The sequence below is a fragment of the Acidovorax sp. sic0104 genome (assembly GCF_019219095.1).
Taxonomy (GTDB): Bacteria; Pseudomonadota; Gammaproteobacteria; order Burkholderiales; family Burkholderiaceae_C; genus Acidovorax.
In genome coordinates this window covers 47357-66208 of sequence record NZ_JAHUWH010000020.1, presented here as the reverse complement: position 1 = coordinate 66208, position 18852 = coordinate 47357, and the positions used below count along the sequence as shown (strand labels likewise).

17 protein-coding genes are annotated in these 18852 nt (G+C 64.6%); 8 read left to right on the top strand and 9 right to left on the bottom strand.

Features of this window, described 5'->3' with window-relative positions:
• Nucleotides 1-70: 70 nt before the first annotated feature.
• Nucleotides 71-1117, bottom strand: coding sequence for a tRNA (adenosine(37)-N6)-threonylcarbamoyltransferase complex transferase subunit TsaD (gene tsaD, locus KW835_RS23415; protein ID WP_218386858.1), 1047 nt, complete (start codon nt 1115-1117; stop codon nt 71-73).
• Nucleotides 1118-1232: 115 nt separating this feature from the next.
• Nucleotides 1233-2396 carry a branched-chain amino acid ABC transporter substrate-binding protein gene (locus tag KW835_RS23410; protein ID WP_218386856.1) on the bottom strand — a complete coding sequence of 388 codons (1164 nt, stop codon included), beginning with the start codon at nt 2394-2396 and terminating at the stop codon, nt 1233-1235.
• A 206-nt stretch (nt 2397-2602) separates the two neighbouring features.
• On the opposite strand from KW835_RS23410, the gene KW835_RS23405 reads away from it, so the two are divergent.
• The 4 genes from KW835_RS23405 (at nt 2603) to KW835_RS23390 (ending at nt 6877) form a co-directional block, all read left to right on the top strand.
• Nucleotides 2603-3229, top strand: coding sequence for an ANTAR domain-containing response regulator (locus KW835_RS23405; RefSeq protein ID WP_218386854.1), 627 nt, complete (start codon nt 2603-2605; stop codon nt 3227-3229).
• A 477-nt stretch (nt 3230-3706) separates the two neighbouring features.
• Nucleotides 3707-4951, top strand: coding sequence for a CmpA/NrtA family ABC transporter substrate-binding protein (locus KW835_RS23400; RefSeq protein ID WP_218386852.1), 1245 nt, complete (start codon nt 3707-3709; stop codon nt 4949-4951).
• Between the two features lie 61 nt (nt 4952-5012).
• Complete coding sequence (gene ntrB / locus KW835_RS23395; protein ID WP_218386850.1) at nt 5013-5987, top strand: nitrate ABC transporter permease; 975 nt, start codon at nt 5013-5015, stop codon at nt 5985-5987.
• 89 nt (nt 5988-6076) lie between these two features.
• Nucleotides 6077-6877 carry an ABC transporter ATP-binding protein gene (locus tag KW835_RS23390; protein WP_255593868.1) on the top strand — a complete coding sequence of 267 codons (801 nt, stop codon included), beginning with the start codon at nt 6077-6079 and terminating at the stop codon, nt 6875-6877.
• Between the two features lie 79 nt (nt 6878-6956).
• Here KW835_RS23390 and KW835_RS23385 read toward each other — a convergent pair whose 3' ends face one another.
• Nucleotides 6957-7394 (bottom strand): CBS domain-containing protein, encoded by a 438-nt coding sequence (locus KW835_RS23385; RefSeq protein ID WP_218386848.1) that lies wholly within the window; start codon nt 7392-7394, stop codon nt 6957-6959.
• Between the two features lie 519 nt (nt 7395-7913).
• Here KW835_RS23385 and KW835_RS23380 point away from each other — a divergent pair.
• On the top strand, nt 7914-8201 hold the full coding sequence (locus KW835_RS23380) for a DUF4148 domain-containing protein (protein ID WP_218386846.1): 288 nt from the start codon (nt 7914-7916) through the stop codon (nt 8199-8201).
• Between the two features lie 93 nt (nt 8202-8294).
• Nucleotides 8295-8588, top strand: a complete 294-nt coding sequence (locus tag KW835_RS23375) for a DUF4148 domain-containing protein (RefSeq protein ID WP_218386844.1) — start codon at nt 8295-8297, stop codon at nt 8586-8588.
• Between the two features lie 87 nt (nt 8589-8675).
• Here KW835_RS23375 and KW835_RS23370 read toward each other — a convergent pair whose 3' ends face one another.
• From KW835_RS23370 to KW835_RS23355, 4 genes are read right to left on the bottom strand one after another with little or no spacing between them, the layout of a single operon-like run.
• The gene (locus tag KW835_RS23370; RefSeq protein WP_218386843.1) at nt 8676-9695 is read right to left on the bottom strand and encodes a TRAP transporter substrate-binding protein; all 1020 of its coding nucleotides are present in this window, start codon (nt 9693-9695) and stop codon (nt 8676-8678) included.
• Between the two features lie 47 nt (nt 9696-9742).
• The gene (locus tag KW835_RS23365; RefSeq protein WP_218386884.1) at nt 9743-11020 is read right to left on the bottom strand and encodes a TRAP transporter large permease subunit; all 1278 of its coding nucleotides are present in this window, start codon (nt 11018-11020) and stop codon (nt 9743-9745) included.
• A gap of 23 nt (nt 11021-11043) precedes the next feature.
• On the bottom strand, nt 11044-11556 hold the full coding sequence (locus tag KW835_RS23360; RefSeq protein ID WP_218386841.1) for a TRAP transporter small permease: 513 nt from the start codon (nt 11554-11556) through the stop codon (nt 11044-11046).
• Nucleotides 11553-12038, bottom strand: a complete 486-nt coding sequence (locus tag KW835_RS23355) for a gluconokinase (RefSeq protein WP_218386883.1) — start codon at nt 12036-12038, stop codon at nt 11553-11555. Before KW835_RS23355 ends, KW835_RS23360 begins: the two co-directional genes overlap by 4 nt.
• A gap of 203 nt (nt 12039-12241) precedes the next feature.
• Here KW835_RS23355 and KW835_RS23350 point away from each other — a divergent pair, with 203 nt between their 5' ends.
• Nucleotides 12242-13267, top strand: a complete 1026-nt coding sequence (locus tag KW835_RS23350) for a LacI family DNA-binding transcriptional regulator (protein ID WP_218386839.1) — start codon at nt 12242-12244, stop codon at nt 13265-13267.
• A gap of 149 nt (nt 13268-13416) precedes the next feature.
• Here the strand turns inward: KW835_RS23350 and KW835_RS23345 are convergent, their stop codons facing one another.
• Nucleotides 13417-15078 carry a PAS domain-containing methyl-accepting chemotaxis protein gene (locus KW835_RS23345; protein ID WP_218386837.1) on the bottom strand — a complete coding sequence of 554 codons (1662 nt, stop codon included), beginning with the start codon at nt 15076-15078 and terminating at the stop codon, nt 13417-13419.
• Nucleotides 15079-15601: 523 nt separating this feature from the next.
• Here KW835_RS23345 and KW835_RS23340 point away from each other — a divergent pair.
• Nucleotides 15602-16819 (top strand): nitrate/nitrite transporter, encoded by a 1218-nt coding sequence (locus KW835_RS23340; protein WP_218386835.1) that lies wholly within the window; start codon nt 15602-15604, stop codon nt 16817-16819.
• 219 nt (nt 16820-17038) lie between these two features.
• Here the strand turns inward: KW835_RS23340 and KW835_RS23335 are convergent, their stop codons facing one another.
• Complete coding sequence (locus tag KW835_RS23335) at nt 17039-18829, bottom strand: bifunctional protein-serine/threonine kinase/phosphatase (RefSeq protein WP_218386834.1); 1791 nt, start codon at nt 18827-18829, stop codon at nt 17039-17041.
• Nucleotides 18830-18852 lie beyond the last annotated feature (23 nt).

Sequence of the window (18852 nt, the reverse complement as noted above, 5' to 3'; positions counted from 1 at the left end):
TTTGCTCCCGACTGCCTGCACCGCTTGATGGGCGATGGCGCTGGTTGTCGACCCGCGCCGACCTCCCAGGTCAAGCTCCCATGGTGATCGCGTCCAGGGGCCAGCGCGGCTTCACATCGAAGGCATAGTCGCTGGTGGCCTCCTGCTGGCCCGACTGCAAGCGCATCGCTGCCGCCATCGCGATCATCGCCCCGTTGTCCGTGCACAGGTGCAATTCCGGGTAATGCACCCGCACCCTGGCCGCAGCGCAGGCGGCGTTCAGCTGTGCGCGCAAGTGCCGGTTCGCACCCACCCCGCCGGCCACCACCACCCGCTTCATGCCCGTCTGCTTCAGGGCGGTCATCGTCTTTCTGACCAGCACGTCCACGATCGCCGCTTCGGTGCTCGCCGCCAGATCGGCCTTGCGCGCCTCGAGCTCGTCACCGAGCTTCCTGGCCTGCGTGAGCACCGCCGTTTTGAGGCCCGCAAAGGAGAAATCGAGGTCTCCGCTGTGCAGCAGCGGGCGTGGCAGCTTGAACGCCGTGGGACTGCCCTGCTCGGCCAGCCGCGACAACGCCGGGCCGCCGGGGTAGCCCAGGCCCATGAGCTTGGCGGACTTATCGAAGGCCTCGCCGGCGGCGTCATCGATGGTCTCGCCCAGAATCTCGTAGCGGCCCACTCCGTCCACGCGCATCAGCTGGGTGTGTCCGCCCGACACCAGCAAGGCGACGAATGGGAACTCGGGAGGGTCGGCGCTCAAGAAGGGCGAGAGCAGGTGCCCCTCCAGGTGGTGCACGCCCAGCACCGGCTTGCCCAGCGCGGCGCCCAGGGCGCAGGCCACACCGGCGCCCACCAGCAGCGCCCCGGCCAGGCCGGGGCCGCGCGTATAGGCCACCACATCCACATCCCTCAGCGTCTGGCCGGATTCGGCGAGGACCTGCGTGGCCAGGGGCAGCACGCGGCGGATGTGGTCGCGGCTGGCCAGTTCGGGCACCACGCCGCCATAGGCCTGGTGCATGTCGATCTGGCTGTGCAGGGCGTGGGACAACAGGGTGGGAACGGCGGCCTCCGTGGAACGCACCAGGGCCACGCCGGTTTCGTCGCACGAAGATTCGATGCCAAGGATCAGCAAACTCATCGCCCGAGTGTAAAACCCGGACCCAGCCGCGCCCCCGCCGGAACAAAAAGCCCCTGCGGGCGGGGGCCGGCAGGGGCTGGGCAGTGGGCGAGGCGGCGCAGGTTGCACCGCACTCCTACCAGCGGTCCGACCGCATCCGCAGCTCCCAGCTGCCACTGCGCAATTCGTACACGCCTACCGCGCCATAGCGCTGCTCGCCCTTGTCGTCCCAGGTCATGGTGCCGATCACAGGGGCATAGCCGTTGATGCTGTGCATGGCCTTGGTGATGTCCTTGGGCGCGGCCGACTTGGCCTTCTGGATGGCGGCGGACAGCACGTACATGCTGTCGTAGCTGTAGTGGCCGCCGTACGCGGGCGGCTTCTTGTAGGCGTCGATGTACTTTTCCAGGAAAGGCTTGCCAGTGGCGAATTCCTTGGCCTCCAGCACCGGAGAAGTGGCATAGATGCCTTCGATGATGCCGGCACCCTTGACCATGTCGGTGGTCTTGATGGTGTCGCCGCCCAGCAGGCTCACCTTGGTGTGGTCGACCTTGCGCAGGGCCTCCAGCAGCGCGAGGGCCTGGAAGTCGTTGAGGGTGGAAACGATGACCTCGACCTTGGCGGCCTTGAGTTCGCCTGCCAGTTCGTTGAACGCCGTGGTCTTGTCGTCGAACGACTTGCGCACCACAACCTCCTTCTTCTCGGACTTGAGCTGCGCCGCAGCACCGTCGGCCAGCCCCTTGCCGTAGGGGGTGCCATCGTCCAGCGCGGCGTAGCGCGCGGCCCCTAGTTGCGTAGCGGCAAACGAGCCGATGGCGCGTGCCTGCAGGGTGTCGTTGCCGACCATGCGGAACGTGGTGGGAAAGCCCAGTTGCGTGAACTTGGGGTTGGTGGAAATGGCGATCTGCGCGATGTCCTTGGCGGCATAGATGGGGGCGGTTTCGATGCTCACGCCCGAGTTCAGGTGGCCGATGACCGCCACCACACCGGCATCCACGAGCTGCTGCGCCACCGTCTTGCCGGTGGCAGCGTCGGCCTTGTCATCCACAGAGACCACTTCCAGCGTGACGCGCTTGCCATCCACCGTGTAGCCGCCCTTGTTCAGCTCGGCCACGGCCAGGTTCACGCCGTTGAGCAGGTCCTGCCCCAAGGCGCCCAGCGGGCCGCTCAGCGGCTGCGCCACGCCGATCTTGATCGTGTCCGGGACCTTGCCGCACCCAGACAAGAGCAGCGATGCCGCAGCCGCGCCTGCGGCCAGTGCCAGGCCGGAAAAACGGCGCCGGTCGAAAAGCTTGTTCATGCAGATTCCTCATCAATATGTCAATGTGACCAGATGTATATGCGAGCCCATGGAAGGCGGCTATCGGGTATGCCCTGCCAATCCACAAACTATTAGCAAGTTTCAGGCCCTGCAACGGACTGCCGTGCCAGTCATCCGACGACTGACCTGTTCGCACCGGCGACGTGCACCAATTTATGGCGTGAAAATTGCTTATGCTTTGGGGTATGAACGAGTCTCTGCGCATCGTGGTGGTGGCCCCGGACCTGGTCATCACCGACCCCGACGACGAACATGCCGTATTGCAGGCCGAGCGTTCGCGGGCGCTGCGCATCGGGCTGCTGGAGAACAACTTCAATCTGGTGGCCACGCTGCCAGCCGACGTCTTCCTGAGCGAGCGCATCGCCCAGCTGCAACCCGACCTGATCATCGTGGACGCCGAGAGCGAGGCCCGCGATGCGCTCGAACACGTGGTGATGGCCACGCGCGACGAGCGCCGTCCCATCGTGATGTTCACCAACGACGAGGACACCTCGCACGTCAAGGACGCGGTGGCGGCCGGTGTGTCAGCCTACATCGTGGCGGGCCTGGCGCCCCAACGCATCCGCCCGATTCTGGACGTGGCCATGGCGCGTTTTCAGCACGAACAAGCCTTGCGCGCAGAGCTGGCCGACGCCAAGACCGAACTCAAAGACCGCAAGACCATCGACCGCGCCAAGGGCCTGCTGATGCAGCGCCAGGGACTCTCCGAGCAGGCAGCCTACGAAAAGCTGCGCAAGACGGCCATGGACAAGGGCCTCAAGCTCGCGGATGTGGCGCAGCGAATGCTGGATGTGATGGATCTGCTGGGCTAGCGCTGCCCAAGCGCTGCGCGCCATCTCCTTTCTCTTCATGCCTACGCGCCGCGCGAAGGCGCGCGCGACCCTCTCTGCGAAACGGGCCTGGGCTTGCAACACCCAGATCACCGATGTCTCCCAGATGGTGCACCGCACAAACGCAGTGCAGCCGCCCGCATGCACCATGCCCCGATCAGTTCACGCCTCAAAAGGCAGCTCACGCCTGACCATCAAGCCCCTGAAGCTATCAAAAACATAGCGATTTGCGTCCCGGCCGACGCAGGCCGGGCTGGCACGCTGCTTGCATCAACCCTTTCAAGACCAAAGACGGTCCCACCCTGACAGCACCGACCCAATGGCGGGCCAGTGCTGACGCAAAGCCACCCGATGGGCTTTGCCATGGACAAAGGCGTCCCTCTCCGAGCCCGTTTGCGCATGCAACCCGGCCAGGGGAGGACGCCTTTTTTGTTTTCTAACGCACCGAGGAACCGCCCCATGACCGATCTGTTGAAAACCAGCCTCAACCGCCGCACCGTGCTGCAGGCCGCCACCGTGGGCGCCGTGGGCGTGAGCCCCGCCCTGCGCGCCCTGGTGCACGCCCAGGGCTCGGATGCCCCCGAGAAGAAGGAAGTGAAGATCGGCTTCATCCCGCTGACCGACTGCGCCAGCGTGGTGATGGCCTCTGTGCTGGGCTTCGACAAGAAGTACGGCGTGACGATCATCCCCACCAAGGAAGCATCGTGGGCCGGCGTGCGCGACAAGCTGGTCAATGGCGAACTGGACTTTGCCCATGTGCTCTATGGCCTGGTGTATGGCGTACACCTGGGTACGGCCGGCCCGAAGAAGGACATGGCCGTGCTGATGAGCCTGAACAACAACGGCCAGGCGATCACGCTGTCGAAGGCGCTGGCCGACAAGGGTGCGGTAGACGGCCCGTCGCTTGCCAAGCTGATGGCCAAGGAAAAGCGTGAATACACCTTTGCCGGCACCTTCCCCACCGGCACCCACGCCATGTGGATGCACTACTGGCTGGCAGCGGCGGGCATCAACCCACTGTCCGGTGCGAAGCTGATCACCGTGCCGCCACCGCAGATGGTGGCCAACATGCGCGTGGGCAACATGGACGGTTTTTGCGTGGGCGAGCCCTGGAACCACCGCGCCATCATGGACGGCATCGGCATCACGGCCAACACCACGCAGGACATCTGGAAGGACCACCCCGAGAAGGTGCTGGGCACGTCGGCCGAGTTCGTCAAGAAGAACCCCAACACCACCCGAGCCGTGATGATGGCAGTGCTCGAAGCCAGCCACTGGATCGATGCCAGCCTGTCCAACAAGATGAAGATGGCCGAAACGGTGGCAGGCAAGGCCTACGTCAACACCAGCGTGGATGCGATCAACCAGCGCATCCTGGGCCGCTACCAGAACGGTCTCGGCAAGACCTGGGACGATCCCAATCACATGAAGTTCTTCAACGACGGCGCGGTGAACTTCCCCTACCTGTCGGACGGTATGTGGTTCCTCACGCAGCACAAGCGCTGGGGTCTGCTGAAGGACCACCCCGACTACCTGGGCGTGGCCAAGCAGATCAACCAGATCGAACTCTACAAGTCGGTGGCCAGCGCCATGAAGATCAATGTGCCCAAGGAGCTGATGCGCTCCAGCAAGCTGCTCGACGGCGTGGTGTGGGACGGCAAGGAACCCGCCAAGTACGCCGACAGCTTCAAGATCAAAGCCTGATAGGCGCCCCAACCCACTCCGCCCCGACCTGCACACCCGGCCTCTTCACAGGAGAAACACCATGGTCAGTGCCGTTTTTCACTCCCCCCTGGATGCAGCCCCCGCCGGGGCAGCACCGAACGCTATGAATAATGTAGCTACCAACGCTTTGCCAGTCGGCGCAAGAGTGCCAAAAACCTCGAGTCCGGCGCCCTCAGCCAAGGTAACGACCGCGCCCGGCACCGCGGAAGCTGTGGCACGCGACTGGTCTGCCCTGTCGCGCAGCTTCTGGCTCGCCGTGTTGCCGCCGCTGTGTGGCCTGGGCCTGCTCATCGGTTTGTGGGCCGTGGTGTCCACCACCACGGGCGGCAGCATTCCGAGCCCCGTCGATACCTGGAAGCAGGCGCTGGAGATCTTCAGCAACCCGTTCTACCGCAACGGTCCCAACGACCAGGGCGTAGGCTGGAACGTGCTGATGTCACTGGAACGCGTTGCCATCGGCTTCGGCATGGCGGCGCTGGTGGGCATCCCTGCGGGCTTCGTGATCGGGCGATTCAACTTCCTGTCGCGCATGTTCAACCCTCTGATCAGCCTGCTTCGCCCTGTCTCGCCCCTGGCCTGGCTGCCCATCGGCCTCTTGGTCTTCAAGGGCGCCAACCCTGCTGCCATCTGGACCATCTTCATCTGCTCCATCTGGCCCATGATCATCAACACCGCCGTGGGCGTGCAGCGCGTGCCACAGGACTACATGAACGTGGCCCGCGTGCTCAACCTGTCGGAATGGAAGATCGCCACCAAGATCCTGTTCCCCGCCGTGCTGCCCTACATGCTCACGGGCGTGCGCCTGGCCGTGGGCACGGCGTGGCTCGTGATCGTGGCCGCCGAGATGCTGACCGGCGGCGTGGGTATCGGCTTCTGGGTATGGGACGAGTGGAACAACCTCAACGTCAAGAACATCATCATCGCGATCTTCGTGATCGGCATCGTCGGGCTGCTGCTGGAGTTTGCCCTCATCAAGCTGGCCACGGCATTCACGTTTGAAGAGGTGAAGGCATGAAACCCCACACCACGGTAGACACATTCACGAACACCGCCATGCAATCCGCCATGATCGCCCAGCCCGCCTCCCCCTCCGTGCACCCCTCCATGGGCGCCAAGTTCATCGAGATCCACGGTGTGGACCAGACCTTCAAGACCGCCAAGGGCCTGTTCCCGGCGCTGAAGGGCATCAACCTCACGATCGCCAAAGGCGAGTTCGTGGCGCTCATCGGCCACTCGGGTTGCGGCAAGTCCACGCTGCTCAACCTGATCGCCGGCCTGACCACGCCCACCAGCGGCGCACTGCTGTGCGCCAACAAGGAGATCAAGGGCCCTGGCCCGGAGCGCGCGGTGGTGTTCCAGAACCACTCGCTGCTGCCCTGGCTCACCTGCTTTGACAACATCTACCTGGCCGTGGAGCGTGTGTTTGGCGGCAAGGAAACGAAGGCCCAGCTCAAGGCCCGCACCGATGCCGCGCTGGCGCTGGTCGGTCTGACGCCCGCCGGACAAAAACGTCCCGGGGAGATCTCGGGCGGCATGAAGCAGCGTGTGGGCATCGCCCGCGCCCTGAGCATGGAACCGCAGGTGCTGCTGATGGACGAGCCTTTCGGCGCGCTGGACGCCCTCACCCGTGCCAAGCTGCAGGACGAACTGCTGGAGATCGTGGCCCGCACCCAGAGCACCGTGGTCATGGTCACGCACGATGTGGACGAGGCCGTGCTGCTGTCAGACAAGATCGTGATGATGACCAACGGCCCGGCCGCCACCATCGGGGAAGTGTTGCAGGTGGACCTGCCGCGCCCCCGCAAACGCGTGGAGCTGGCCGAAGATCCGCAGTACGTGCACTACCGCAAGGCGGTGATCGATTTCCTCTATACCCGTCAGGGGCACGTCGAAAAGGCGGCTTGAAGAAAAGCACCGCGCGGCAAGGCGCGGCAACACGCCAATGGCGCTGGATGGACCGTCCAGCGCCATTTTTTTTGCAGGCTCAATGGGTGCCGGTGATGTACTGTTCGAGCTGCTCAATGATGAATTTCTGCTCGGAAATGATGTCCTTGACCAGGTCGCCGATGGAGATCATGCCCACGAGCCTGCCGTTGTCGACCACGGGCAGGTGGCGCAGGCGACCCGTGCTCATGATCTGCATGCACTGCTCGCTCGTCTGGTCGGGCCGCACGAAGCGCACTGCAGTGGTCATCACGTCACGCGCCAGGGTGGCGGCCGACGTGCGGCCCAGCAGCGCGATCTTTCGCGCATAGTCGCGCTCGGTGAAGATGCCCACGATGGCATCCCCCTCGGTGACCACCAGCGCGCCGATGCCCTTGTCGGCCATCAGTTGCAGGGCTGCCAGCACCGAATCGGTGGGCCGGATGGTGTGCACGGTGGCATCGGGTTTGGCCTCGAGAATCTTGGAGACGATGGTCATGGAACCTCCCTCTGAAACCTGGAACAGGTGCAGATAGATTTCAGCCCATAACCCTGCCCAGCGCAACCCGCGCATGCCCGATCTACCGCGCTTTGTGGACGATCCGCACCGGCAGTTGTTTCGCTGCTGTTGCATCCGGCCGGAAGCGAAACAAACTGAAAAGAACCGAAACCGCTGCGAGACGACGCCATCCCGATGGCTGGGCACGATAGAGCCCATGTCCAACGCACTTCCTCAGGATTCAGAACCCCGCGCCACTGGCCGCATGGTGTGGACGGCGCTGTCGCAGCACCGCCCCGCTGCACGGGGCTTGAGCTCCGCCTCGATTGTTTCCAATACTGGAACAGTCAGTTCGCGACCAAGTGGTTTTTCTCTGAACACCTGCGGCGTACAGTTCAACCCATCGATGAGCCGAACCCGCAAGGCGACTCACCGAACCCGGGATCTGGCGGTGGGCACTTTTAGCTCCGGCCCTTGTTTCCGGTTTTTTTTGAGACGCTTCTTCAAAGGATATTCATCATGAACAACACCGCACGCTTCCTCTCCATCGCTGCTGTCGCCGCGTTCGCCTCCTTCGGCGCCCACGCTGACGAAGCCGACGCTTCGCAATTCGCCACGAAGTTTGAAACCAACCGCACCCGCGCTGAAGTGGCTGCTGAAGCCTCGTCCGTCGCCCAGACCCGCAGCATCGAGCCTGCCGGCTCCCGCGTCGTGACCTACAAGTCCACCGCCGACCGCGCTGCCGTGCGTGCCCAGGCTGCCGACGCCGTGCGCACCGGCCAGATCCCTTCGGGTGAGCAAGGTTGATCTGAATCCAGGCGATTCACTGTCCCGTATCACCGAGTGCCCAGGTACTTTCGACCCACATCTTCAACTACTGAATTGAACAGGAGTTCCATCATGAACAAGACCGCACGCTTCCTTTCCATCGCCGCCGTGTCCGCTTTCGCAGCCTTTGGCGCCCACGCCGACGAAGCCGACGCTTCTCAATTTGCGACCAAGTTCGACACCAGCCGTACCCGCGCCGAGGTGATGGCCGAAGCCTCGAGCGTGGCTGCAACCAGCAGCAACATCCCTTCCGGTTCGCGCGTCCTGTCCTTTACATCCACCGCCGACCGCGCTGCCGTGCAGGCCCAGGCAGCAGAAGCCCTGCGCACCGGCCGCATCTCTTCGGGCGAAATCGGCTCGCTGTAATCCGCCGCCTGCAGCCATGGCTGCAAGGCAAAAAAGGCCGAGACCCCCACGGGGTCTCGGCCTTTTGCCATTGTTCTCCTGCCTGCCTTACTTGCCGCCGCGCGCCGCCGCCACCGCGCCCTGCACGTCCTTCCACAGGTCTTCGCCCACATTGGACGCAATGCTGGCATTGACGGCACCGAGCTTCTCGCGCATCCGGCTGGCTTCGGCGGATGACAGTTCGTTGACCTGCATGCCCTTGCCCTTCAGATCAGCCAACGCCTTGTTGGCCTCGTCGCGCGTATCCTGGCGCTCGAAGTCGCGGCTCTTTTTGGCGGCGTCGAGCAGCACCTTCTGCTCGGCCTTCGAGAGGCCGTCCCAGTACTTCTTGCTCACCAGCACGATCCAGGGACTGTAGACATGGTTGGTGACGGTGAGGTACTTCTGCACCTCATAGAACTTGCTCGACAGGATGGTGTTGTAGGGGTTCTCCTGACCGTCCACCGTCTTGGTTTCCAGCGCGGTGAAGAGCTCCGAGAACGGTAGCGGCACGGCATTGGCACCCAGGGTCTTGAAGCTGTCGAGGAACACGTTGTTCTGCATCACGCGCAACTTGATGCCGTCCATGTCTTCGAGCTTGTTGACGGGGCGTTTGCTGTTGGTGAGGTTGCGGAAACCGTTCTCCCAGTACACCAGTCCCACCAGGCCTTTTTCCTGCAGCTTGTCCATCACCTTCTGGCCCACGGGGCCGTCCAGCACCACATCGGCCTCCCTGGCGTTGTTGAACAGGAAGGGGGTGTCCCAGATCGCCATTTCCTTGGTGATGCCCACCAGGGTGGCGGTGGAGCCGACCATCATCTCCTGCGCACCGCCGATCAGCGCCTGTTGCATCTGCACGTCCGAGCCCAGTGCGGCAGCGCCGATGGCACGCACCTTCATCTTGCCTCCGGAGGCCTTTTCCACCTCCTGCGCGAACAGCTTGGTGGCGCGGCCCTGGTTGGACGCCTCGTTGAGGCCATAGCCGAAGCGGATGATGCGCGGCTTGAAGTCTTGCGCTGCGGCCTGGAACGAGCAGGTGATGGCGGCTACAGACAGGGCGGCCAGCAAGGTACGGCGGAAAGTTTTCATGGTTGTCTCCATTGGCAAAGGGGAAGGAAAAAGAGAGTCGAAGAAAGTCAGCGCAGCCACACTACGGGCGCGGTCACGATCTGCGGAAAAACGACCAGCAACGCCAGGATCAGCACATAGGTCAAGAGGAACGGGTTCACTCCCTTGATGACGCTGTGCATCGAGATTCGCCCCACCCCGGCCACCACATTGAGCACCGTGCCCACGGGCGGCGTGATGAGGCCTATGGCGCCGTTGAGCACGAACATCAGGCCGAAGTACACCGGATCGATCCCCGCCTTGACGGCAATGGGCAGCATCACGGGCGCAAAGATCAGGATGGTGGGCGTGAGGTCCAGCGCCGTGCCGATCAGCACCAGCACGATCATCATCACGGCCATCAGCAAACGCGGGTTCTCCACCAGTGGGCCCAGCCAGTTGGTCAGCACGTTGGGCAGGTCGGCCAGCGTGATCATGTAGCTGGCCACCTGGGCGCCAGCGCACAAGAACATCACGATGGATGTCGTCTTGGCTGCACGCACCAGCACGCCATAGATGTCGGCCAGCTTCATCTCGCGGTGGATGAACAGCGCCACCACCAGTGCATAGAACGCAGCCACCACGGCGGCCTCGGTAGGGGTGAAAACCCCCGTCTTCATGCCGCCGATGATGATGAGCGGCATCAGCATGGCCCAGAAGGCACGCACCGTGGCCCGCAGGCGGTCCTTGATGGGCAAGGGCTCCCCCTGGGGCAGGTCCATGCCGCGCAGCACCCAGCGCCAGGCAAAGATGAGGCCCGCGCCCATCATCAGCCCCGGCACAATGCCCGAGACGAACAGCGCCGAGATCGAGGTGTTGGTCGTCACGCCATAGATCACGAACGGCATGGACGGAGGAATGATGGGCGCGATGATGCCGCCCGAGGCAATCAGCCCGGCGGACGTGTTCATGGGGTAGCCCTGCTGGCGCATCATGGGCAGCAGGATGGTGGCCAGCGCGGCGGTGTCGGCCAGGGCCGAGCCGCTCATGCTCGCCATCAACACCGCTGCGCCGATGGCCACGTAGCCCAGCCCGCCCCGGATATGCCCCACCCAGGCCTGCGCCATGTCGATGATGCGGCGGCTGATGCCGCCCGAGTTCATCAGTTCACCCGCCAGGATGAAGAACGGCACGGCCAGCAGTGGAAAGCTGTCCACCCCAGCCACCAGATTCTGGGCCAGCAATTGCGCATCCCAGAAGTCCAGTACCCAGGCCATGCCTGCGCCCGTGAGCACCAGGGCCAGGCCCATGTTCATGCCGGTGCCCATCAGCACCAGCATGCCCAGCGAAAAGACCACAAAGGCCATGGCTTCAGGCGTCAGTCCCAACATCACTCCACCTCCGCGCCATGGCCCAGGTCCAGGGGCTTGCGTTGAATCAATTCGATGGTCGCCATGATCCCGATGGCCACCGCACACAAAAAGGCTGGTAGCGGCAGCAATGCCGCCGGATAGGCCATGACCACCGAGCGGCTGCCCATGCCCACCACCACCTGCTGCCATGCACCCCAGGCCAGCATCGCGCTGGCGGTGATCACCAGCAGCCGGATCACTGCCGTGAGCACGCCAAAGGCAGCCGCACGCTTGGCCAACAGGCCCGCCAGACTGGTGAACGCCATGTGTTCACCGGCCGGGTAGGCAGCTGCTGCACCGATGAACACCATCCAGACGAACAGCAGGCGGGACAGCTCCTCGCTGGCCGCCACGCCACTGCCAAAGCCGTAGCGCAGAACCACGTTGATGAATACGGCCACGGCCATCACGCCCAGGCAGCTGGCCATCAGCACCTGAGAGACCCGGGCAAAGCGGCTCTGCGGCACGGCATCGTGTGCGGGGGAACTCATGCAGCCTCCTTCGTCGCCAGCCAGACCGAAGCCTGTTGCTGCAGGGTGGGCAGGTCCAACAGGGCATCCAGGCGAAGGACGCCAGGCTCGCCAGCGGGGGATTCCAGCGTGGCGAACTGGCTGTCGACGAGGGCTGTGGAAAAGAAGTGGGTGCCCGCCCGCGCTGCAACGCGCTGGCCGGCAGTGGCGCGATCGATCTCCAGAAACACGAAACGCAGGCCGGGACAGGCATGGCGCAGGCGGTCGCGGTAAACCTTCTTGAGGGCCGAGCAGGTCAGCACCACGCCCTGCGGGTGTGTTTGCAACAGCTGGCCCAGGGTGGCAAGCCACCCCTCACGGTCTGCGTCAGTGAGCGCAATGCCCTGGCGCATCTTTTCGCGGCTGGCAAGGCTGTGGTGGTCGTCCCCTTCGATCAGGGGCAGGCCTTCGGCTTGGGCCAGGGCGCAACCCAGGCTGGACTTGCCGCAGCCGGCCACGCCCATGACAACCAGGAACACCGATGAAGGCAAAACACTCATATTGGTAGCGCTATCCAAAGAACTTCAAAAAAGCATCCCTGCGGGACGCTCAAAATACAAAGGAAATTTCGTCGCCTTCGGTTAAAAAGCAGATGGCGATCTTGTCCAAGCCACTGGACAGCGCTATCCTAACCAAATACCAGCCCCCATCTATCCGGGTTAACCCTTTGAACAAACCAGAGTCCCGCCGCCGCTCCAGCGGCCGCATCACGCTCAGCGACGTGGCCAAAACTGCCGGGGTGAGCCCCATCACCGCGTCGCGCGCGCTGCGCGGCGAGCGCGGCGTTGCCCAGGAGCTGGTGCAGCGCGTGAAAGATGCCGTACAGCAACTGGGCTACGTGCCCGACCCCGCTGCGCGCGCACTGGCATCGCAGCGCAGCGTGCAGGTGCCCGTGCTGGTACCGTTGCTGTCCAACGCGCTGTTCGTTGACGTGCTGGATGCCGTGCACCGCACCTTGTTCCCCCATGGATACCAGGCGCTGATCGGCGTGACGCACTATGACCCGCAGGAAGAAGAGCAGTTGCTGCGCACCTACCTCGCACACCGCCCGGCCGGTTTGCTGGTCACCGGCTTTGACCGCACCGAGGCATCGCGCCAGATGATCGCCGCCAGCGGCGTACCCTGCGTGCACTTGATGGAGATGACGTCGGCGCCCGGCGTGTACTGCGTGGGTTTTTCGCAGCAGGATGCGGGCCATGGCATGACGGCGCATCTGCTGGCACAGGGTCGCCGACACATCGCGTTCGTTGCAGCTCAGTTGGATCCGCGCACGCTGCAGCGCGCCGAGGGCTACCGCCGCTGCCTGCGCGAGGCCGGCCTGTACGACCCGCGCCTGGAACTGCTCAGCGCGCAGCCGTCCTCCATCCGCCTGGGCGCCGAGCTGCTGGAAGAAGTGCTGCGCACCCGCCCCGGAGTGGACGCAGTGTTTTTCTGCAACGATGACCTCGCGCAGGGTGGTGTTCTGGCCGCACACCGGCTGGGCCTGCCGGTCCCCGGGCAGGTTGCCATTGCCGGATTCAATGATCTGGCCGGCAGTGACCAGATGCTGCCGCCGCTGACCACGGTGCGTACGCCGCGCTACGCCATCGGCGAGGCCAGCGCCCACATGCTGCTGGCCTTGATGCGCGGCGAGGCCCCGGCGCAAAACTCGGTGGACCTGGGGTTTGAACTGACCATCCGAAGGAGCACGTAGCCCCCGAGCCGCTTGGCGGCTCCCCCGCAAGCACGTCTGCAGTGACGCTGGCGTGGGCCGCGCCAAGTTCAAGGGCCTGGTATGTGACGCAGTGGCCTTGCACTCATCACTCGCGCCAAGTCACTGCGCGGGGAGGTGCCGGCGGTCTGTCACACCGGCGCCAGTTCGCGGCTCGAGGAAGACGAAGTTCCCTTGCCCTTCATCTCCTTGCGCAAAGCCACTGCATCCCGTGACTGGGCAGGCGCCGATGCGTCGATGCGGAACACCTGCACGGTCTCGGTCATGGTCTGGGCCTGGCCGTTGAGCTGCATTGCGGAGGCGGCGTTTTCCTCGACCAGCGCCGCGTTCTGCTGCGTGATGGTGTCAAGTTGTGCCACGGCCGCGTTGACCTGCGAGATGCCGCTGAGTTGCTCGTTGGAGGCACTGTGGATCTCGCCGATGAGCGTGTTCACGCGACGCACGAGCTCCAGTGACTCGGTCATGGTCTTTTGCGCAGCGTCGGTCTTTTCGTGACCTTCGCTCACCTTGTGGGCCGAATCGTCAATGAGCTGGCGGATCTCCTTGGCCGCGGATTGCGTACGGTGCGACAGGCTGCGCACCTCCGATGCCACCACAGCGAAACCCCGGCCCTGCTCACCCGCACGCGCGGCCTCCACCGCAGCATTGAGCGCCAGGATGTTGGTCTGGAAAGCGATGGAGTCGATGAGCTGCGTGATCTCGCTGATGCGGCCGGACGCGGCCTGGATCTGCTTCATCGTGCTGGCCACGCCGTCCACGGCCTCGCTGCTGCGCTCAGCCACCCCGGTGGCCTGAGTGGCCAAAACGGCGGCCTGGCGCGCGGACTCCGCAGTCTGCTTGACGGTGCCGGTGATTTCCTCCATCGACGCAGCCGTCTGCTGGAGGTTGCTGGCCTGCGCCTCGGTGCGCGAGGACAGGTCCTGGTTGCCCTGCGCGATCTCGCGGGTGGAGACCTGCATGTGCTCGCTTTCCTGGCGCGCATCGCGCACGATGGACAGCAGGTTCACATTGAGCTGTGCCAGCGCTTTCTGCAGGTCGCCCACCGTGTCGCTGCGCGACGCGCTGATCTTCTGCGTGAGGTCGCCCGCCGCCATGCGGTTGGCCCACCGCAGCATCTGCGCCAGCGGTGCGACTGTCACCTTGTGAAGGTAGGACGCCATGGCCAGCGCCAGCAATGCAACGCCAAGCCAGGCCACGCCCGACGCAAGCGTGATCTGGTGGCCGCCCAGCCAGGCGGCGCCAAAGGACGCGATCACCAGCAGCAGCGTGCACAGCATCATCTTTCCCATGGGGCCCAGTCGCACGGTGTCGGCGGCCCGGCCCCAGGCGGTGTTTTTCACCAGTTGGCCGGCGCGCAGCGCATGCACCAGCGTGCCGGCCTGTTTTTCGGCCTGCATCTGGCGGTACAGCCGGTCGGCTTCGCCGATCTGCTCGCGCGTGGCCTCGGTGCGCACGGACATGTAGCCGGTGGGCTGATCGCCCTGCATCAGCGGCGTGACGTTGGCCATCACCCAATAGAAGGAGCCGTCCTTGCGGCGGTTCTTGACCGCGGCCGACCAAGGCACGCCACTGGAGATGGTCTCCCACATGTCTCGGAACGCCTCTTCGGGCATGTCCGGGTGGCGAATCATGTTGTGGGGCTGGCCCAGGAGTTCTTCTTTTTCGTAGCCGCTGACCTCGATGAACATCGGGTTGCAATACAGGATGCGGCCCTTGAGGTCGGTGGTGGAGACCAGGGTCTCGCCCTTGGGGAACGCATATTCTTGCGTGCTGACCGGGAGATTGACGCGCATGGGGAAACCCTTTCTTGGAGATGCCTCGCACTCTGGCAGGAGCGCTCGACCGTTCGGAAAAAGCCGGATACATGCTAAGACCCGAAGCGCTTTTCGCGAAACATTTAAATGCGCACGCAGCGAGCGCCACCTCACCATCGTGGTGCAGCGCACCAACTCCAACAAGGCTCACCGCACGGTGATGCACCACGGAAGACATAACTGACCGCCACGCATTTAATATTGATAGCAAACAAACCAGCAATAGCAATCGGCAAGACGCCATATGGTCTAAATTGGTGCGGCACCAGCAGCTGGCACAGGCATTGCTTCACCGATGCGGCAACCAAAGCGGGTTGCGTGTCAGCCCGGTGCAACGGTGGATTGGGCGAACAGGACGTCGGCGTCTTCACGGAATACGTACAGGCTGAACACACAGCGTGCGTGGTCCGTGCAGGCGCCTTTTTGTTTTTTTGGGCCCGGCTGCAGAGGGAGCTCCTGCCATCGCAGCCCTTTCGGCCCTCGCTCTTCGCACAAGACAGCCATGCATCCATTCCGCGAGTTCCTCAAATCCGGCCACGCACCCACGCTGTGGTCGTCTTTCCTCTACTTCGGGTTTTCGTGCGCCATCTGGGTGATCAACGGCGCCATGGCACCCTTCATCCGCGAAAGCTTCAGCCTCACGCCGACGCAGATGGGCATGATGCTGTCCATCCCCATCTTCGCGGGCGCCCTGATGCGCTTTCCCCTGGGCATCCTGGCGCAATACATCGGCCGCAAGCGCGCCACGCTGGTGGAGATGGCGGGCATCTTCCTGGCCATGGGCTATGGCTTTCTTTTCGTGCACACCTACAGCGACCTGCTGGCCATGGGCGTGCTGCTGGGTGTGGCGGGTGCGAGCTTTGGCGTGGCGCTGTCGCTGGGCTCGGGCTCGTTCCCTCCGCGCTACAAGGGCCTGGCCATGGGGATCGTGGGTGCTGGCAACGTGGGCACGGCGGTGGCCGCGCTGCTGGCCCCTGCCCTGGCGCAGAAGTTCGGCTGGCAGGCCGTGTACGGCTTTGCCGCAGTGAGCGTGGCCGTGCCCGCCCTGGTAATGGCGGTGTACGCCAAGGAGCCGCCCGACCTGGCCCCCCATTCGAGCTTTCGCGAGCACATCGCCTGCCTGTTCGAGAAGGACGGCTGGGCATTCAGCCTGATCTACGCGGTGACCTTCGGCGGGTTCATCGGCCTGACCGCTTTTTTGCCGAGCTACTTCTACGACCAGTTCAACGTGAGCAAGGTACAGGCAGGCCAGCTCACGATGATGGCGGCCTTCCTGGGTGCTGCGCTGCGCGTCTTCGGAGGCTGGCTGTCTGACCACTGGGGCGGCGTCAACACACTGACCGGCGTGCTGGCCATCACCGCCGTGAGCATGGTGCTGTGCGGCTTCGCCGAAAACTCGCTGCCCATCACGATGCTGATGTTCCTGGTGTGCTTTGCCGCCCTGGGCGCAGGCAACGGCGCGCTGTTCCAGCTGGTGCCGCTGCGCTGGCCGCTGACCACGGCGGTGGCCGGCTCGATGATCGGAGAGATCGGCGCACTCGGCGGCGGCCTCATCCCCAACGGCATGGGCATCTCTCGCCAGTACACCGGCACCTACCTGTGGGGCTTCGTGGGCATCGCTGCCTGCGCGCTGGCCATGCTGGTGCTGCTGAGGGTGATGCAGCAGCGCTGGACTCGGACCTGGGCAGAGAAAGGTGGACGGGCGCGCAGCGCAGCTTGAAGAGGCGCTCTGCCCTCCACACGCCAGCACCTCTCATGCTGCGTCCCGAAACACCCTCTCCCCTTGCTGGAGAGGGAGCGAAGACAGCGCTGCGCTGGATGTTGAAGCCCCACGCTGCTTCAAGCCGCAACGAAGCGGCTAACTTCCGATAGAAACTGCCTCTATCGCTTACGGGAAAAACGCCAGAAGCTACATTTTTTATAGCAAAAATCCACCCTCCTATCTCGGCAGGAACAGCACCCAAAACACCAGCAGCACATTCACCAGCACGCTCACCACCAGTGCGATCTTCCACAGCGCCATGGCGTCGCGTTGCATCAGCGGTTGAGGTCCCGCAGCCCCCAGGGGGCGCGACGCTCCACGCTCCAGCGCCAGCAGCAGCTCCTCCGCCGTCTCGAACCGCTGCGAACGCTGGCGCGCAACGGCCTTCACGGCGATCTGGTCCAGCCAGATCGGCACCCCGGGGTTGTGGCGGCTCGGGGCCACCGGGTCGCGGTGGTAGCGGCCCAGTTGGTAGGGAACGACCTCGCCATAAGGCAGGCGGCCCTGGCTGAGCAACTGGTACAGCGTCACCCCCAGGGCGAACAGATCGCTGCCGGCGTCGGGCAGTTGCCCCTCGGTGTCGCCGCTGCGTTCGTAGCCCGGCCATTGCTCGGGGTTCATGTAGCTCGGTGTGCCGGCATGCAGCCGGCGTGTGGACTCGGGCTCGCGGCCGGACAAGGCCACGCCCAGGTCCAGCACGCGCAGCACGCCATCGTCGCCCAGGTGCAGGTTGTCGGGCTTGATGTCCCGGTGCACCACGCCCTGGCGGTGCAGCCAGCCCAGCACGCGCGCCGCCTGCACGGTGACCGCCAGCGCCTGCGCCACGCTCAGGTGCTGGCGGCGGCGCAGGCGCTGGCCCAGCGTGTCGCCCGCATGCCAGTCGTACAGCAGGTAGAAGGCGATGGGGCCGGCCGCATCGCCCGTGCTGCCCACTTCCGTGTCGGCCCCGTGGGGCGGCCAGTCGTTGAGCCGGGCGAGATGGGTGGCCGCCTGGCCCGACTGCATGCGCCGCGCCACCCACGCCTCGTGCGCCAGCGTGGCGCGCTCCTCGGCATCGTGGGCGCGCGACGGGAGCAGGGTCTTGAGGGCATACAGGCGCTGCGTGGCGCCCTCTCGCCCCGTGTCGCGCACCTGGTAGATGCGGTGGATCCCGCTGTCGGCGACCAGCGCCGTCACGGTGAGACCATCCACTGTGTCGCCCACCTTCAACAATGGCAGCACTGGAAGGTCCTGTGCACGGCGGGACTCGTCCTGCAGCGTGGCTTCGAGCACACCCTGCACTCGCACGGTGAGTGCGGTCAGGTTGTCCGTGCTGCCGCGGCGCAACGCTGCCTGCACCAACGCATCGCACAGGGCCTGTGCCGACCCGCCCTGGCGCAAAAGTTGGCGCAGCTCACGCTCGGGAATGCTGCCGTGCACGCCGTCGGACAGCAGAACGAAGAGGTCGCCGGTGTGCAGCTCGCCTTGGCTGTAGTCCACCACCACATGGTCGTCGAGCCCCATCGCACGGGTGAGCTGGTGCGCAAAGTCACGCTGTGACATCACGTGGTCGGCAGTCAGCTGCTGAAGCCTGCCGCCCCGCAGCAGGTAGGCCCGCGTGTCGCCGACATGTGCCAGCGTGTAGGACTGTCCGCGCAATACCAGGGCTGTCACGGTGGTCAGCCCCACTGCGGGCTGGCGGCGCCGGTTCATTGACGCGAGCCAGCCGTTGTGCGCACTGAGAATGCGGTCCAGCGCCACCGTGGTGTCCCAGGTGTCGGGGGTGGCGAAGTAGTCGTTCACCAGCGTATTGACCGTGGTCTGCGCGGCTTCGCGGCCATTGCCGCCGCTGCTCACGCCGTCGGCGATGGCAGCCACGGCCCCCCTCTCGCGGTCGCGCCCCTGCCCCTGCACCAGCGCGGCAAAGTCCTCGTTCAGCGCCTTGCGCCCCGCCTCGGAAGCATGGCCACAGTCCAGTTCAAAACTCATGCACCACCTCCATGCAGGTTTCA

Bases quoted from the DNA above. Each gene is read 5' to 3' on its own strand.
- KW835_RS23340 (WP_218386835.1), top strand. From the start codon at position 15,602: ATGCATCCATTCCGCGAGTTCCTCAAATCCGGCCACGCACCCACGCTG.
- KW835_RS23405 (WP_218386854.1), top strand. From the start codon at position 2,603: ATGAACGAGTCTCTGCGCATCGTGGTGGTGGCCCCGGACCTGGTCATC.
- KW835_RS23365 (WP_218386884.1), bottom strand. From the start codon at position 11,020: ATGGCCTTTGTGGTCTTTTCGCTGGGCATGCTGGTGCTGATGGGCACC.
- KW835_RS23335 (WP_218386834.1), bottom strand. From the start codon at position 18,829: ATGAGTTTTGAACTGGACTGTGGCCATGCTTCCGAGGCGGGGCGCAAG.
- KW835_RS23390 (WP_255593868.1), top strand. From the start codon at position 6,077: ATGGGCGCCAAGTTCATCGAGATCCACGGTGTGGACCAGACCTTCAAG.
- KW835_RS23375 (WP_218386844.1), top strand. From the start codon at position 8,295: ATGAACAAGACCGCACGCTTCCTTTCCATCGCCGCCGTGTCCGCTTTC.
- KW835_RS23410 (WP_218386856.1), bottom strand. From the start codon at position 2,396: ATGAACAAGCTTTTCGACCGGCGCCGTTTTTCCGGCCTGGCACTGGCC.
- ntrB (WP_218386850.1), top strand. From the start codon at position 5,013: ATGGTCAGTGCCGTTTTTCACTCCCCCCTGGATGCAGCCCCCGCCGGG.
- KW835_RS23400 (WP_218386852.1), top strand. From the start codon at position 3,707: ATGACCGATCTGTTGAAAACCAGCCTCAACCGCCGCACCGTGCTGCAG.
- KW835_RS23385 (WP_218386848.1), bottom strand. From the start codon at position 7,394: ATGACCATCGTCTCCAAGATTCTCGAGGCCAAACCCGATGCCACCGTG.
- KW835_RS23370 (WP_218386843.1), bottom strand. From the start codon at position 9,695: ATGAAAACTTTCCGCCGTACCTTGCTGGCCGCCCTGTCTGTAGCCGCC.
- KW835_RS23360 (WP_218386841.1), bottom strand. From the start codon at position 11,556: ATGAGTTCCCCCGCACACGATGCCGTGCCGCAGAGCCGCTTTGCCCGG.
- KW835_RS23380 (WP_218386846.1), top strand. From the start codon at position 7,914: ATGAACAACACCGCACGCTTCCTCTCCATCGCTGCTGTCGCCGCGTTC.
- KW835_RS23345 (WP_218386837.1), bottom strand. From the start codon at position 15,078: ATGCGCGTCAATCTCCCGGTCAGCACGCAAGAATATGCGTTCCCCAAG.
- KW835_RS23355 (WP_218386883.1), bottom strand. From the start codon at position 12,038: ATGGGCGTGGCCGGCTGCGGCAAGTCCAGCCTGGGTTGCGCCCTGGCC.
- tsaD (WP_218386858.1), bottom strand. From the start codon at position 1,117: ATGAGTTTGCTGATCCTTGGCATCGAATCTTCGTGCGACGAAACCGGC.